Consider the following 15294-nt stretch of genomic DNA (forward strand, 5'->3'; position numbering starts at 1 on the left):
TTTTTGTCATAGATTAAAGGGTTAAAAATGATTCAATCTGTATAAATCTTTTTATCCCGATAGCTGTCGGGAGTGGCAAAATAACAAAAGAAATTAGCGCAAATTCGTGAAATTCGTGGCAAAAACACAACTACAATGATAACAGTATCAACCGATAAAACCAAACTCGACATTGCGTTTATTCAAAACTTTTTGGCAGCTATTTATTGGGCTGCGCCGAGAACTATTGAAGAAGTTCAGACTGCAATTGATGCTTCATTTTGTTTTGGAATATATTTAAACGACAAACAAGTTGGTTTTGCACGCGTGATTACCGACTATGTTGTTTTTGCTTATGTAATGGACGTTTTTATTACAGAAGAACACCGCGGAAAAGGATATTCTTCGATTTTAATCGAAACAATGATAAACGAACAACAGCTTCAAAATGTTAAGCTTTGGCGATTAGCAACTACCGATGCTCATTTTTTATACGAAAAATTCGGGTTTACAAAACTGAATCATCCTGAAAAGATGATGGAAAAAATAGTCAAATGAAAACAGTCTTAAAACTCGAAGAAGCAGCTTTATTTATTTTTGGAATTTTTCTTTTCAACCGTTTAAGTTATGAATGGTGGTGGTTTTTGGCTTTAATTCTAGCTCCAGATTTATCTATGATTGGATATGCTTTGGGGAATAAAGCTGGTGCATTTCTGTACAATCTTTTTCATCATAAAGGAATTGCACTTTTAATTTATGGTTTAGGATGTTATTTCTGTATTGAAAGTATTCAATTAGCTGGAATTATTTTATTTTCACATTCGGCAATGGATCGAATATTTGGTTACGGATTGAAATATGAAAAAGGTTTTAAATACACGCATTTAGGTGAAATTGGTAAATAAGCTATGATTAATAAATTAAAAGACAATATATTATTCATTAATCCAGATGATACAAGTAAATCAATAATTTTTAATCTGAAATCTTGGATTCATATTATTGAGGCAATAATAGAGAAATATGCAGGAAAAACAAATAAAGAAGCAAAAGATATGTTGTTTTCTTCTTTTCTTATCAAAAATTTTCATGCGGAAAATTACAACAATGTATTCTTTTATTGCCATGAATCAGAATACCATTGGGCAATGTTGATATCATATGGAAATTTATATTGGCTAAAAGGAATTAGTTCTGATGAACCTGAAGGCTATTTTGAATGGGAAAATCAATATCGAAAAAAACATAATTTAGCAGAAGAAAGTTTTGTGTTTAGTGAACCGCATCATAAGTGAATAAAATTATTTTTAGCTAAAATTGATAAATAAACAGTTATGAATTTAGAAACGTTTTATGAATATTGTCTTTCAAAAAAAGGCGTCAGCGAGCATTTTCCTTTTGATGAAGATACTTTAGTTTTTAAAGTAGGTGGAAAAATGTTTGCTTTATCTTCTCTATCACAATGGGAGAAAAACGAACAATCGGTAAATTTAAAATGTGATCCCGAACACGCGCAGGAACTCAGAGCCGAATACGATGAAATACAACCCGGATTCCATATGAGTAAAGTACACTGGAATACGGTTGCTTTAAATGGAAATTTACCCATTAAATTCGTAAAAGAATTAATTGATCATTCGTACGAATTGGTTTTCAAAAGTTTGACAAAGAAAATTCAGAACGAAATTATCGAATTAGAAAATTAGGCATTACATTTGCACGGTAAGAAAAAAACTTAGCAACTCAGTTACTGTGTAACTTAGCAACTTATAAAAATATGAAAGAACAATTTAAAAAATTTCTTAACGAAGAACAAGATCCAAAAGCGATTGAAAAAATCACTTCAAAACTTACAGATTTATTGATGAAAGGTGAAGAAGTTGGATATATAGCCGTTCAAAAAAAACCTGCAATTACTGTTTTTCCTGATAGCATAGTATTAACAAACAAACGTATTATTATTTGTAAGCCTAAAAACTTAGGTCTTTCGATGGATTTTACAGATTATACTTGGGATGAAATCGTTGGTACTTTTGTAAAAGAAAATATTTTGGGTTCAGAATTTTCTTTTTCTACTAAAACAGACATTCAAGCTTCTATAGATTATATTCCGAAAATTCAGGCTAGAAAGATTTTTACTTACGCTAAAGAGCAATTAGATATCTTGAAAAATCCAATTGTAACGGCAACACCAATTGAAGAAATTGTTGAACCAGAATACGAAGAAGAAATTGATGAAGTTGAAGAGGTTGAAGAAGTTGAAACTGAAGAAGTAACAAGTTTTGCTGAAATTTTACCAGCGGCACCAACTTATACTGAAACATTTGAACCACTTCCAACTCAACCAAGTCAGCCTGCCGGCGAACGCACATTAGCTGATTTATCTAAAGAAGAGCTTTTTGACAAATTACAGAATTACAAAAAACTTCTTGATAATGGCTTAATCATGCAAGGCGAATACGATGCTTTTAAAAAAGAGATTTTAAGTTACATGTAAAATTAGTCCTAAAGTCAAAAGTCGAAAGTCTTAAAGTTTTTGACTTTGTCTAAATAAAAAACCAGAAATAGAATTTCTATTTCTGGCTTTCTTTTTTAAGTCTCTACATCGACTTTATGACTTTAGACTTTCCAACTTTCGACTTATAAAGTCGCTTTCTGTTTTTCTACAAATTTATGCGATTGTAATTCCAGTAGTTCTTTTGCGTTTTTTCGCTGTAAATCAAACAATCCTTTATCTTCGGCAATATCAGCATAAACTTTATCATGCATTACGGCACTCGTTTTAACTAATAAATCACGTTGGTATTTATTTTGAGCCAAAGTTGCTTTCATAGCCGTTTCAGCTTCTTCTTGTTTAAAATCAAACTCGCCTTTTGGCGCCAGCAATTTAGCTATAATTGGAGACGTTTCAATTGCCAAGAACAATAACATTATAAAAAACGACGGCAGCCAAGGCAGCTTATTCAACGCATTTATACGCGCCATTAATCCGTCAAAACCTTCTATAATAGGCTGTGTCTGCGAAACTTTTTTATCCAAATCGGTTTGCAATTGTTTACCTGCTTTTTCTTTCTCTACAATTTTTGCTTCGTTTGCTGCTTTTAGAGTTTCATATTCCTTTAAAGCGGCATCGTGTTTTTCGCGTTTTTCTTTATAAACTGGTCCTTTTCCCAATTTTTTAGTTCCGGCAGTTCCTTCCGCTTCTGTAATATAAGTTGAATATAAAGCATTAACTTCTTTCTCCTTTTTTACAATATCAGCTTTTAGAGCAGCAATTTCTCCTTTGTTTTTATCTAAATCTGATTTGAAATAAGTGCCAATTTGTTTTTTATTGGCTAATTCCATTTCGTTTTTTTCCTTCAACAAAACAGTATTGATTTCTTTTTCGAAAATTTTAATTTCTAATGGTTTCGAAATTACAATCGCAATAATAATTGCCAGCATAATTCTAGGCGTTGCCTGAAGAAATTCATCAAAAAAACGGTCTCTCTTCTTGATCGTAGAAACAATAAAACGATCTAAATTGAAGATTAACAAACTCCATACAAAGCCAAAAATTAGAGCAGGATAAATAGAGTCGAAAACAGTGAAAAGTGCATATGCACTGGCTAGGAAAGCCATAACTGCGGTAAAGAAAACGGTGGCGCCAATACCAACATATTTGGTTTGTTCGCCTTCAGAGCAGCCTTCGAGAAGATCTCTGTCGGCTCCAGAACATAAGATGAAAAATTGTTTTAACATGATTGATGATTTTTGATTGTGATTGATAAGGCAAATTTAACGCCAAAAATTCAAATCTGAGATAAATACTTGATTTCTTTTTACTTGGAACAAACATCCTGCGCTATAAATGTTATTTTAACATTAATATTTTCAGCCATATTTGATTAATTATAACCTTTTGTTAATTTTTTTAAAGGCTTTTAGTAATACTTAGGTTCTAGTTTCGCAACCAAAATCAAACTAAAAAACAATGAAAAAATTCTACTTATTACTAACGTTCTTACTTTTGACCTTTTCTGGTTTTGCCCAAAAAGCAATACTATCAGGAAAAGTATTAGATATAGACGACAAACTTCCGTTACCTGGAGCAATGATTCAAATAACGGGTGAAAACAAATACACAGTTTCAGATTATAATGGTCGTTTTGAATTATTAAACATTAATGCCGGTACTTATAAAGTTGAAGTGAAATACATTGGTTACACTTCAATAACAAAAGAAATCACTGTTGAACAGGGTAAAAATAATGTACTTGATTTTGCACTTAAAACATCAGGAACAGAACTTAATGAAGTTGTAGTCGGCGATATTTTAAAAGGTCAGGCTAAAGCTTTAAATCAACAAAAAAACAATAAAAACATCGGAAACGTAATTTCATCTGATCAAATGGGACGTTTTCCTGATGCCAATGTTGGTGACGCTTTAAAACGTGTTCCAGGTATTACAATGCAAAATGATCAAGGTGAGGCTCGTAACATTATCATTAGAGGACTTGCGCCATCTTTAAACTCAGTTACTTTAAATGGTGACCGAATTCCGTCTGCAGAAGGAGACAATAGAAATGTACAAATGGACTTGATTCCGTCTGATATGATTTCGACTATTGAGGTTAACAAAACTTTGACTTCAGATATGGATGCTGATGCAATTGGAGGTTCTGTAAATTTAATTACGAGAGCAACTCCAAACGGAGAAAGAATCTCGGCAACTTTGGCTGGAGGTTATTTACCAATTCGTGAACATGCTTCTTACACAGCAGGTTTAGTTTATGGAAATCGCTTTTTAGACAATAAACTTGGTGCTGTTTTCAGCGGATCGTACAACAATGTTGATTACGGTTCTGACAATATCGAAAACGAATGGGTAAAGGATGACTTCGGAAATGAATATCTTCAGGCTTCAGAAATTAGAAAATATGATGTACAACGTATTCGCCGCAGCGGATCTGTTGCTTTAGACTATAAATTTGACGAAAACAATACCATTTTTGCGAATGCAATTTACAACTGGAGAGACGATAGAGAAAATCGTTTCAGAACTACTTATGATGATATTGAACCAATTTATAATGGTGAAAAAATTACTGGTTTTGAAGGTCGTGTAAAACGTCAGACAAAAGGCGGTGTTGATAATAACCGAAACAAAAACAGAAGATTAGAAGACCAGCGTGTACAAAATTATTCTATTAGAGGTGAACATTTGATTAACTCAAAATTAGATTTAGACTGGTCGGCAAACTATGCAAAAGCAAGAGAATATCGTCCGCAAGAACGCTATATCGAATACCGTCAAAAAGGTTTAGATATGATGGAAGATTTATCTGATCCTAGATTTCCTTTATTGACAACTGTTGGAGAATCTACAGATAAATTCAAATTTGATTCGGTTACCGAAAACACAGACGAAACAAGCGAAAGTGAATTTGGAGCAAAAGTAAATATCCGTTTTCCTTTCTCAGTAATTGCAGGAGAAAAAGGAAGATTAAGAACTGGGCTAAGACTACGTTTAAAAGAGAAAGAAAGAAATAATAGTTTCTATTCGTATGAACCAATCAATGACGGAATGGAATTATTATCTGAAGTTCCAACGAGTTATTATGATGGGAAAAACTTTAATCCAGGAAGCAAATATGTACCGGGAACTTTTGCTTCGGCTTCTTTCTTAGGAGGCTTAGATTTGAATAACCCTACATTATTTGACAAAGAAGCTGATCCAGCAGAATATTTAGCTGTAAACTATAATGCTAAAGAAAGAATTACTGCTGCTTACGTGAGATGGGATCAAGACTTTAACGACAAACTTTCTATGGTTTTAGGTTTCCGTGTTGAAAACACTCATATTGATTATACAGGAAACAGAGTTTTAGATGAAGAAGAATTAGAAAGCCAAATCAACACTACAAACTCTTATACTAATTTATTACCAAGTATTTCATTTCAATATAATGCGACGAAAGATTTAGTTCTAAGAGCCGCAGCAACAACGGCGCTGGCAAGACCAAACTATTATGCATTAGCACCATATGTAAACAATATTGCTGCTGATAAAGAAATCACTGCAGGAAATCCTGATCTTGACGCTACTTACTCTTACAATTACGATTTCATGGCCGAGAATTATTTCAAATCAGTTGGTTTGATTTCTGGAGGTGTTTTTTACAAAAGATTAAATGATTTTATCTATAACTACAGCGACAATCAATACGACAGTGTAAAATTTGCTGCTGATTTTCCAAATCAGACAAACCCAATTCTTGCTGGCGAAAACTGGTCATTTTTACAATCTAGAAACGGTGATAAAGTTGATGTTTACGGATTTGAAGTTGCTTTTCAGCGTCAGTTAGATTTCTTGCCAGGTAAATTCTTAAAAGGTTTTGGTATCTATTTAAACTATACATACACAAAATCTAAAGCAAGAGGAATTGCGGATGAAGATGGAAACGAAAGAAACAACATTAGTCTTCCGGGAACAACTCCTCATATGTTTAATGGATCTTTGTCTTGGGAAAACAAACGTTTTTCTGCTAGAATTTCAACCAACTTTACGTCTGATTATTTAGATGAATTAGGTTCAGAATCTTATAAAGACAGTTACTATGACAAACAGTTTTTCTTGGATGCAAATGCTACTTTCAAGATTACAAAACAGCTTCGTGTTTTTGCTGAGGCAAACAATTTAACAAATCAGCCTTTGCGTTACTATCAAGGAGTTTCTGCTCACACTAAACAAGCTGAATATTATCAAGCTCGTTACAATTTAGGATTGAAACTAGACTTGTAAAATCAATTATAAAAACTACTAAATTAGACAGGACTTAGCGGTTCTGTCTAATTCATTTAAAATAAAACACTAAAATGAAAAATAAATCGATACTTGCTTTCTTACTTATAAGCCTTGCCTTTACAGCTTGTAAAGACGACAAATTAGCACCAATTCAGCCAAATGCTGTAAAACCAACAACTGTTACCGAAGCTTTACCTCATGATACTGATGATCCTTCGATCTGGATTCACCCCACAGATCCTTCGAAAAGTATTATTGTGGGAACAGATAAAGATTCTGACGGAGCTTTATATGCTTTTGATTTGAATGGAAAAATCCTTAAAAAGTCAATTACTCTAAAACGTCCTAACAATGTTGATATCGCTTACGGATTAATCATTGACGGAAAAAAAGTAGATATTGCTGTTACAACAGAACGTGAAAGCAACAAAATTAGAATCTTTAGTCTGCCGGATTTAGAACCTATTGATAACGGCGAAATTGAAGTTTTTGAAGGTGAATCTTTGCGTGATCCTATGGGAGTTTCTTTATATACACGACCAAGCGACCAAAAGATTTTTGCCATTGTAGGAAGAAAAACGGGGCCTTCTGGAAGTTATTTATGGCAATATGAACTTTCTGGAAACGGAAAATTTGCTGCGGCAAAAGTGGTTCGCAAATTTGGAACTTACAGCGGTAAAAAAGAAATCGAAGCTATCGCGGTTGATAACGAATTAGGTTTTGTTTACTATTGCGACGAACAAGTTGGAATTAGAAAATACAAAGCTGATCCTGCTTTAAATGACAATAAAGAATTAGCTTTTTTTGGTCAAAAAGATTTCAAAGCTGATCATGAAGGAATAGCAATCTACAAAAAAACAGATTCTACAGGTTATATTTTGGTATCTAATCAACAAGCAAATTCTTTTATGGTTTATCCGAGAGAAGGTGCAAACGGAAATCCAAACAATCATCCTTTATTGGCCGAAGTTCCAACCTCAACAATTGAATGCGATGGCGCCGATGTTACAAATGTAAACTTGGGACCAAAATACAAAAACGGACTTTTCGTAGCGATGAGCAACGGAATGACTTTTCATTACTACACTTGGGATTTAATCCAAAAACGAATTGACGAAGGGAAGAAATAGTTGTTTTTTTTTGTTTCAAGTTTGAAGTTTCAGGTTCCACGTTCAACCCAAAACTTCAAACCTGAAACTTCAAACTTGAAACAAAAAAAGCTGTTCGTTACGAACAGCTTTTTTAATTTGAATTAAAAAAATCCCCCTTATTCTTATTCTATAATCGGTGCGCCTGCTAAGATTTCAGCATTGGCAAATTCTTCAAATTTCGCAAAATTAGCTTTGAATTTTTGAGCTAATTCTAACGCTTTTTTATCGTATAAATCTTTGTCTTCCCAAGTATTTCTAGGATTTAAAATTTCAACTGGAACATTAGGACAAGATTGTGGCTTTGCAATTCCAAAAACCGCATGATTTTTGTATTCTACATTATCCAACTCACCGTTTAATGCTGCCGTAATCATAGCACGAGTGTACTTAAGCTTCATACGACTTCCTGTGCCGTAAGGTCCGCCAGTCCAACCAGTGTTTATCAACCAAACTTTTACATCAGCATCTTTCATTTTTTTGCTTAACATTTCAGCATATTTTGTTGGATGCAACGGCATAAAAGGCGCTCCAAAACAAGCAGAGAAATTAGGCTGCGGTTCTGTAACTCCAGCTTCAGTTCCTGCAACTTTTGCAGTATATCCAGAGATAAAATGGTAAGCCGCTTGTCCTGGAGTTAATCTAGAAATTGGAGGCAGAATTCCAAATGAATCTGCTGTTAGGAAAAATATATTTTTAGGATTATGTCCAATAGATCCTGGTTGAATATTGTCAATATGTGTTATTGGGTAACTTACACGAGTGTTTTGAGTAATTGAAACATCATCAAAATCTACCTCGTTTGTTCCCGCTTTGAAAACCACATTTTCTAAAAGCGCTCCTTTTTTGATGGCTCTAAAAATGTCTGGTTCATTTTCTTCAGATAAGTTGATTACTTTAGCGTAACAACCGCCTTCAAAATTGAAAACTGTATTTTCGGCAGTCCATCCGTGTTCATCGTCTCCAATTAACTTACGTTCTGGATCTGCAGATAAAGTTGTTTTTCCTGTTCCTGATAAACCAAAGAAAATGGCAGTATCTCCGTCTTTACCAACATTGGCACTGCAATGCATTGGAAGTGTATTTTTGAAAACTGGAAGAATGAAGTTTAAAGCTGAAAAAATTCCTTTTTTCATTTCTCCTGTATAACCTGTTCCTCCAATAAGCGCTACTTTTTTAGTAAAATCTAAAATAGCAAAATTAGACTGACGTGTTCCATCTACAGCAGGATCTGCCATAAAACTTGGCGCACAAACTACAGTCCATTCTGGAGTAAAGCTCGCCAATTCAGACTCTTCAAGTCTTAAAAACATGTTATAGCAAAACAAGTTTGACCAAGCAGTTTCTGTAACCACTCTAACATTTAGTCTGTAATTTTTATCAGAACAAACATAAGAATCGCGAACAAATACTTCTTTGTTTGATAAAAACTGTGTTACCTTATTATATAACTTATCAAAAGCTTCTGGCGAAAAAGGAATATTTACATTTCCCCACCAAACTTTATCCTCAGTTATACTGTCTTTTACAATAAAACGATCTTGTGGAGAACGTCCTGTAAACTCACCTGTGTTGATTGCCAAAGCACCTGTAGAGGCTTCAACACCTTGTCCTGACTGCACAGTTATTGCATGCAGTTCATCTGCAGTTAACTGGTACCGAACCGTTGCATTTTCTATCCCTAATTCTTTCAACGAAATCGATTGCGCAAAAAGTGTGTTATTGTCCATAAAATTTAATGTTGTGTGTGTTATTTTTTTGGTGCACAAATATAATCTTACTTGATACTTAAGACATTAATCTCAGGTTTGTAAATTGTTATATTTTTTATCGATGCCGACAAAAAGCAATAAAAATTCACACAAGTAACATTATATGTTATTTATGAGACAAAATTAAAGATTTAATTTTAGATAGAATTTTTTATTCGAGATTTTATGATTTTTTCCTCAAAATAGCAAGAAATAACACTGCCCAGCCAAGAATTAATAAAAAACCACCCAAAGGTGTTGCGAATACGATAATTTTAAAGTCAAAAACAGTCAGGCTTTTTGTAGCTAGTAAATAGATAGATCCGCTAAATAGAATTACCCCTGCAACTACTAGGTTATAAATTGTTTTAACAGTTTTTTCGGCAATTTCTTTTCTTGTTGAAAGAAAAAGTAAAAAAAGCGCATGATACATTTGATAACGAACACCAACTTCAAAAGTATTTAACTCTTCAATAGACAAATATTTCTTTAATAAATGAGCTCCAAAAGCTCCAAAAATAATAGCTATCATTCCAATAAAAGCGCCTGTTAAAACTATTTTTCTTTTCATTTTTATAAACTTTTAATTTTTACACAAAAATACCTCTTCCTATCCAATTTTCATTTTAGTTTTATAAATATTTCATTTATTAATTACAATTAAGAGTTTCATTGCGAATAAAAAAAATATCATTTTTAAAATTACATTTGTTATATTTATAACATTTTAATATGTTTGTGTTAAATAATTAAGTTATGAGAAGCATTTTAATAATTGGAGCAGGAAGATCAGCATCTTCGTTAATACGCTATTTACTTTCAAAATCTGAAAGTGAAAACCTGCATCTTGTTGTGGCCGATTTATCTTTGGCTTTGGCCGAAAAGAAAACACAAAATCATCCTAATGCAACTCCAATTGCTTTAAATATTTTTAATACAAACGAAAGACAAGCTGCTATTGAAAAAGCTTCGATTGTAATTTCAATGCTTCCGGCTCATTTACATATTGAAATAGCAAAGGATTGTCTTCAATTTAAAAAACATTTGGTTACTGCTTCTTATATCAGTGATGCTATGCAGGCTCTTGATGAAGAGGTAAAAAAGAACAACTTAATTTTCATGAATGAAATTGGCCTTGATCCCGGAATTGATCATATGAGTGCCATGAAAGTTATTGACGAAATTAGATCTAAAGGAGGTAATATGCTTCTTTTCGAATCGTTTTGCGGAGGTTTGGTTGCACCTGAATGCGATAATAATTTATGGAATTACAAATTTACCTGGGCGCCTAGAAATGTAGTTTTAGCGGGACAAGGCGGCGCAGCAAAATTTATTCAAGAAGGAACTTATAAATATATTCCGTACAGTGCTTTATTTCGCAGAACTGAGTTTCTGGAAGTGGAAGACTACGGAAAATTTGAAGCTTATTCTAATCGTGATTCTCTTAAATACAGATCCATATATGGTTTAGATGATATTTTAACCTTGTACAGAGGAACAATAAGAAGAGTTGGTTTTTCTAAAGCATGGAATATGTTTGTGCAGCTAGGCATGACAGACGACAGTTATATCATGGAAGATTCTGAAAATATGAGTTACAGACAATTTGTGAACTCTTTTCTTCCCTATCACCCAACTGATTCTGTAGAAATAAAAACACGCTTGATTTTAAAAATTGATCAAGACGATATTATGTGGGATAAACTTTTAGAATTGGATTTGTTTAACGCCAATAAAAAAGTAAATCTGCCAAATGCTACTCCTGCTCAAATTTTAGAAAAAATCTTAACTGACAGCTGGACTCTAGAACCTGAAGACAAAGATATGATCGTTATGTATCATAAATTTGGATATGAGCTAAACGGCAAAAAAGAACAAATCGATTCAAAAATGGTCTGTATTGGCGACGATCAAACTTATACCGCAATGGCAAAAACTGTGGGACTTCCTGTTGCCATGGCAACTTTACTGATTTTAAACGGAAAAATCACAACCCCAGGAGTACAGCTTCCTATAAAAAAAGAAGTTTACTTACCTATTTTGAAAGAATTAGAAGAGCATGGCGTTATTTTTAACGAACAAACTATGCCTTATTTTGGATATAATCCAGATTTATTTTAAATCTGATATAAGTTGGTTTTTTTTAGAATTTTTTAGAATTTTTTTTTAGTTTATTTGTCCGCTTCCAGATACTTCTGAAAGCGGATTTTTTTTCTTTTTAAAGGGACAAAGGTCCAGAGACGCATAGGTTCAAAGGTTCTTTTAAAACTTCGGCGCCTTTGCACCTCTGTACCTCTGAACCTTTGCACCTCAAAAAAAACCTATTTTTCAGACTGAATCGTAATTGGCAAACTGTACATCGTAGCAACCGGTTCACCATTAACTTTCCCCGGCACCCAGTTCTGAGAAAGCTTAAGCACTCTAATTGCTTCATCACCTGTTCCGTACCCAATATCTCTTAATAATTTAAAATCAGTCAAAGCTCCATCTTTGCCTACTACAAAAGTAATGTAAACTCTGCCTTTCAACTTTACATCTGCAGGCGTTACAGGTGTTTTATAATTCTGTCCAACAAACTTATAAAACGCCTCCATTCCTCCAGGATAAGTTGGATCCTCACTTAAATCAACTGTTTTATAAACCGTACCTTCCTCTTTTTTTACTTTTTGATTTTTTGGATCATACAAATCAATTTCTATAGTATCCGGACCCCCTTTTTCGATCCTTGTATCCATTTCTTCTTTAGTTGGAGGAAATTTTAATCCCTCAAGTACATTTGGCACCGCTTTTTTTTCTGCAGGAGTAAGCTCTTTGTATTTTTTCTCAGTCACGACAACTCCTTTATCATTTTTAATTTTAAAAGTTGTCTTATCATAGTACGTTGCATAAGAACCCTTTTTGGGTGCGGCTTCATTATTTGCTTTTACTTCTTGCGCTACAGTCTTAGTACATAAAAAATATACAAGCCCAGTAAATAACGGCAAAAGAATTGTCTTTTTAAAGAATCCCCTTGAAGGAGATGTCGTGGTTGTCATCATAATTAATCTTTTTTTAGTTACAGAATAGTTCAAATTACTGGCCAAGTAATATACTGGATTTTGATTCGCTTTAGACAGTAATAAATTCTGGTAAAACGAAACATTGTTATGTGATTTTACAACTTTTTCATCAGCAAGAAATTCATGATTGAGTTGTATTGCTTTTTTATAAAAGATAAAAATTGGGTTGAACCAAAAAACATTCTTAATTATTTCAATTAGTAAAATATCAAGAGAATGTTTCTGATTGACATGAATTAACTCATGCGTAAATAATTCAGTCTCTATTTTATTGTTTTGATATTCCGCTTCATTTATAAAAATGGTATTCAAAAAAGTATACGGCAGCGTCTGCTCTTGCAACAAAACCAATGTTGCTTTTTGATATTTTATTTTTACACCTGCTTTTGATTTTTTTATCAATTTATACAAGTTAGCCGTAAATCTAAAAAATAAAACAGCGGTCACTATCCCATATAAAGCCCAGCCGAAAATCAAGTAAAAAGGAGTCTCCTCTTTTACAACACTTGCTGTAATCTGCCCAGGAACTATCACACTATTATTAGCCGTACTTGCAACTTCTTGTATAATTTCGATCGTAATAAAAGGCAATACAAAAGAAATTAAAACACTAAAAATTAAGAAAAACCTATTAAACCTATGAAATTTTTCTTTTTCTAAAAACAAATGGTAAGCCCCAAGAAGCACACACAAAGCTATTGTCGATTTTATAAGAAAGGCTGTCATTTTTTCTTTTTTTGGATTTCTGAATCAATTATTTTTCTAAGATCTTCTAGTTCAGAAGCTGATAAATTTGTTTCGGTTGTAAAAAACGAAGCAAATTGCGAGGCCGAATTATTAAAGAAATTATTAATCAATCCTTTTACATGTTTCGAAAAATAATCAGTTTTTTTAACCAGAGGATAATATTCTCTCGAGTTTCCAAATTCGTTATATGCAACAAATTTCTTATCAATCATACGTTTCAGGAGTGTTGCAACGGTTGTCGTTGCAGGTTTTGGTTCCTGATATGCTTCTAGCAAATCTTTCATAAAAGCTTTTTCAAGCTTCCAAAGATGCTCCATTAATTGTTCTTCTGAGTTTGATAATTGTGTCATTGTTTAATATTTTCAAGTTTTTCCAATTCTGGTAATTCTTTCTTATAGGCCTCAAGATTCCAATCGATATTCATTTTTGCCGCGTATTCGGCAATAGGACCAAGCCCCACTTCAGCACGTCTTTTATCTACATTATCCGGATCTATCAAAGGCGATATATACCATTGATTTGTCTTTTTATTTTTTGCTGACTGACTTCCATAAATTTGATGTTTACCTTCTCTTAAAGCAACTCTATCTTCTAAATATGCTAAGTTCGCTAGACTTGCATTTCCTTTTTTCACAGCTTCTCTCATCATTGGTAAATACTTTTGCTGATATTTTAAATCAGAATGCTGAATAACCAAAAACAAGGTTTGATTTGCCTGTTCTCCTATTTTATCTTTTCCAACCCAGCCTTTTTCGTCCAGTATTTTCATAACCTTTACCAAATTAATACTGTCTTTTTTGTTCATTATTTTACCAATACTGTCAATTTTCCTTTTGTCAGACGCAGGGTCTTTATAAACTTTCATAAATTCTCTTCGAATACCTTGATCTTCCGTATAAATATCCAAAAGCTCATTTTGAAGCGGTTTATCAAAATTGGCGCTTAGAATATCTATTTTTTTCTGAAGTTTAGCAATTGTCTGTTCCCATTCTTTCTTATCATGCAGCGATTTCAAATCATTATCTATTTTAATATGTGCAATTTTTTCATATCCATTATCAATTGCCAAATCCAGCCACTTAAAAGCTTTTTTATCATCATTATTTAAAGCCGCCGCACAAGCTGCATTGTACAAATCTGAAGATGATTTGTGTTCAATTTTAAATGCTTTTTCATAATAAGAAACAGCATTCTTATAATCTTTTACATTATAACAAGAAGCTCCTTTTGCAACAAAATCTTTATAAGTTTGCGATTGTATCAAACCAATATTCAGCGTAATAAAAAGCAAAGCAATTATTATTTTCATAGATCAAAATTGATTAGTGATTTATTTTATTTTTTGTTCAGATATTAATTTGCCGTTATCATAGTTTCTAATTTCTTTTAATTTCCCATTATCCGAATAGAATTTCCATTCTCCAAAATAAAACCAATGCGCCAAGGCTCCATCAAACTCTAGTTTTGTTTTTCCTTTCGATTCTAATTTTCCATTCTCATAATAAACCCTTAAAATACAAATTCCATTTTTATACTTCTCCGTTTTATAAATTTTTCCGTCTATATATGATTTCCATTTTTTTACCGGCACATCGTGTTTGTAATACTCATACGATTTGTACCTAACATTATCCTGTACATAGTCGTCTATCCAAACACCTTCTTTTTTCTTGTCAATCTTCTGATTAATCGGTTTGCTTTTACAACCCAAAAGCAATGATCCGCAAAGAAGTAATAAAAATAGATTTTTCATATTCAGCTTTTAATTCTACAATTATAGATGTTGCTCTACAAATGTAGAGTTAAATTTTTAATGTGCAAGT

At 32.9% G+C, this 15294-nt stretch carries 15 protein-coding genes; 8 read left to right on the forward strand and 7 right to left on the reverse strand.

Annotated elements, in window-relative coordinates; all coding sequences use genetic code 11:
* Positions 1–135 precede the first annotated feature (135 nt).
* From ACHRVL_RS01410 to ACHRVL_RS01430, 5 genes are all read left to right on the forward strand, one after another.
* Positions 136–537 (forward strand): GNAT family N-acetyltransferase, encoded by a 402-nt coding sequence (locus tag ACHRVL_RS01410; RefSeq protein ID WP_395409772.1) that lies wholly within the window; start codon positions 136–138, stop codon positions 535–537.
* Positions 534–884, forward strand: coding sequence for a DUF4260 domain-containing protein (locus ACHRVL_RS01415; RefSeq protein ID WP_395409774.1), 351 nt, complete (start codon positions 534–536; stop codon positions 882–884). The genes ACHRVL_RS01410 and ACHRVL_RS01415 overlap by 4 nt, the downstream gene beginning before the upstream one ends.
* A gap of 3 nt (positions 885–887) precedes the next feature.
* On the forward strand, positions 888–1274 hold the full coding sequence (locus ACHRVL_RS01420; RefSeq protein ID WP_395409775.1) for a hypothetical protein: 387 nt from the start codon (positions 888–890) through the stop codon (positions 1272–1274).
* 39 nt (positions 1275–1313) lie between these two features.
* Positions 1314–1685 (forward strand): MmcQ/YjbR family DNA-binding protein, encoded by a 372-nt coding sequence (locus ACHRVL_RS01425; RefSeq protein ID WP_395409777.1) that lies wholly within the window; start codon positions 1314–1316, stop codon positions 1683–1685.
* A 71-nt stretch (positions 1686–1756) separates the two neighbouring features.
* The gene (locus tag ACHRVL_RS01430) at positions 1757–2476 is read left to right on the forward strand and encodes a PH domain-containing protein (protein ID WP_395409778.1); all 720 of its coding nucleotides are present in this window, start codon (positions 1757–1759) and stop codon (positions 2474–2476) included.
* Positions 2477–2619: 143 nt separating this feature from the next.
* Here ACHRVL_RS01430 and ACHRVL_RS01435 read toward each other — a convergent pair whose 3' ends face one another.
* Positions 2620–3720, reverse strand: a complete 1101-nt coding sequence (locus tag ACHRVL_RS01435; protein WP_395409781.1) for a DUF4407 domain-containing protein — start codon at positions 3718–3720, stop codon at positions 2620–2622.
* Positions 3721–3952: 232 nt separating this feature from the next.
* Here ACHRVL_RS01435 and ACHRVL_RS01440 point away from each other — a divergent pair, with 232 nt between their 5' ends.
* Complete coding sequence (locus tag ACHRVL_RS01440; RefSeq protein WP_395409782.1) at positions 3953–6763, forward strand: TonB-dependent receptor; 2811 nt, start codon at positions 3953–3955, stop codon at positions 6761–6763.
* A 74-nt stretch (positions 6764–6837) separates the two neighbouring features.
* Complete coding sequence (locus ACHRVL_RS01445; protein WP_395409783.1) at positions 6838–7896, forward strand: phytase; 1059 nt, start codon at positions 6838–6840, stop codon at positions 7894–7896.
* Positions 7897–8039: 143 nt separating this feature from the next.
* On the opposite strand, the gene pckA is transcribed toward ACHRVL_RS01445, so the two are convergent.
* On the reverse strand, positions 8040–9644 hold the full coding sequence (gene pckA, locus ACHRVL_RS01450; protein WP_395409785.1) for a phosphoenolpyruvate carboxykinase (ATP): 1605 nt from the start codon (positions 9642–9644) through the stop codon (positions 8040–8042).
* A gap of 205 nt (positions 9645–9849) precedes the next feature.
* Complete coding sequence (locus ACHRVL_RS01455; protein ID WP_395409788.1) at positions 9850–10236, reverse strand: DUF423 domain-containing protein; 387 nt, start codon at positions 10234–10236, stop codon at positions 9850–9852.
* A 185-nt stretch (positions 10237–10421) separates the two neighbouring features.
* Between ACHRVL_RS01455 and ACHRVL_RS01460 the strand changes: the two genes are divergently transcribed.
* Entirely contained in the window at positions 10422–11786 is a 1365-nt protein-coding gene (locus ACHRVL_RS01460; RefSeq protein WP_395409790.1) for a saccharopine dehydrogenase family protein, read from the forward strand.
* Between the two features lie 200 nt (positions 11787–11986).
* Here the strand turns inward: ACHRVL_RS01460 and ACHRVL_RS01465 are convergent, their stop codons facing one another.
* Genes ACHRVL_RS01465 through ACHRVL_RS01480 form a run of 4 tightly spaced genes read right to left on the reverse strand, consistent with a single transcriptional unit; the run spans position 11987 to position 15224 of the window.
* Positions 11987–13450, reverse strand: a complete 1464-nt coding sequence (locus ACHRVL_RS01465) for a M56 family metallopeptidase (protein WP_395409793.1) — start codon at positions 13448–13450, stop codon at positions 11987–11989.
* Positions 13447–13821: a BlaI/MecI/CopY family transcriptional regulator gene (locus ACHRVL_RS01470; protein ID WP_129022624.1), complete on the reverse strand. Its 375-nt coding sequence runs from the start codon at positions 13819–13821 to the stop codon at positions 13447–13449. Before ACHRVL_RS01470 ends, ACHRVL_RS01465 begins: the two co-directional genes overlap by 4 nt.
* Complete coding sequence (locus ACHRVL_RS01475) at positions 13818–14780, reverse strand: DUF6624 domain-containing protein (protein ID WP_395409794.1); 963 nt, start codon at positions 14778–14780, stop codon at positions 13818–13820. Before ACHRVL_RS01475 ends, ACHRVL_RS01470 begins: the two co-directional genes overlap by 4 nt.
* 21 nt (positions 14781–14801) lie before the next feature.
* Complete coding sequence (locus ACHRVL_RS01480) at positions 14802–15224, reverse strand: hypothetical protein (RefSeq protein WP_395409796.1); 423 nt, start codon at positions 15222–15224, stop codon at positions 14802–14804.
* Positions 15225–15294: the final 70 nt, after the last annotated feature.

This window comes from Flavobacterium sp. FlaQc-28 (assembly GCF_044007415.1).
Lineage (GTDB): Bacteria > Bacteroidota > Bacteroidia > Flavobacteriales > Flavobacteriaceae > Flavobacterium.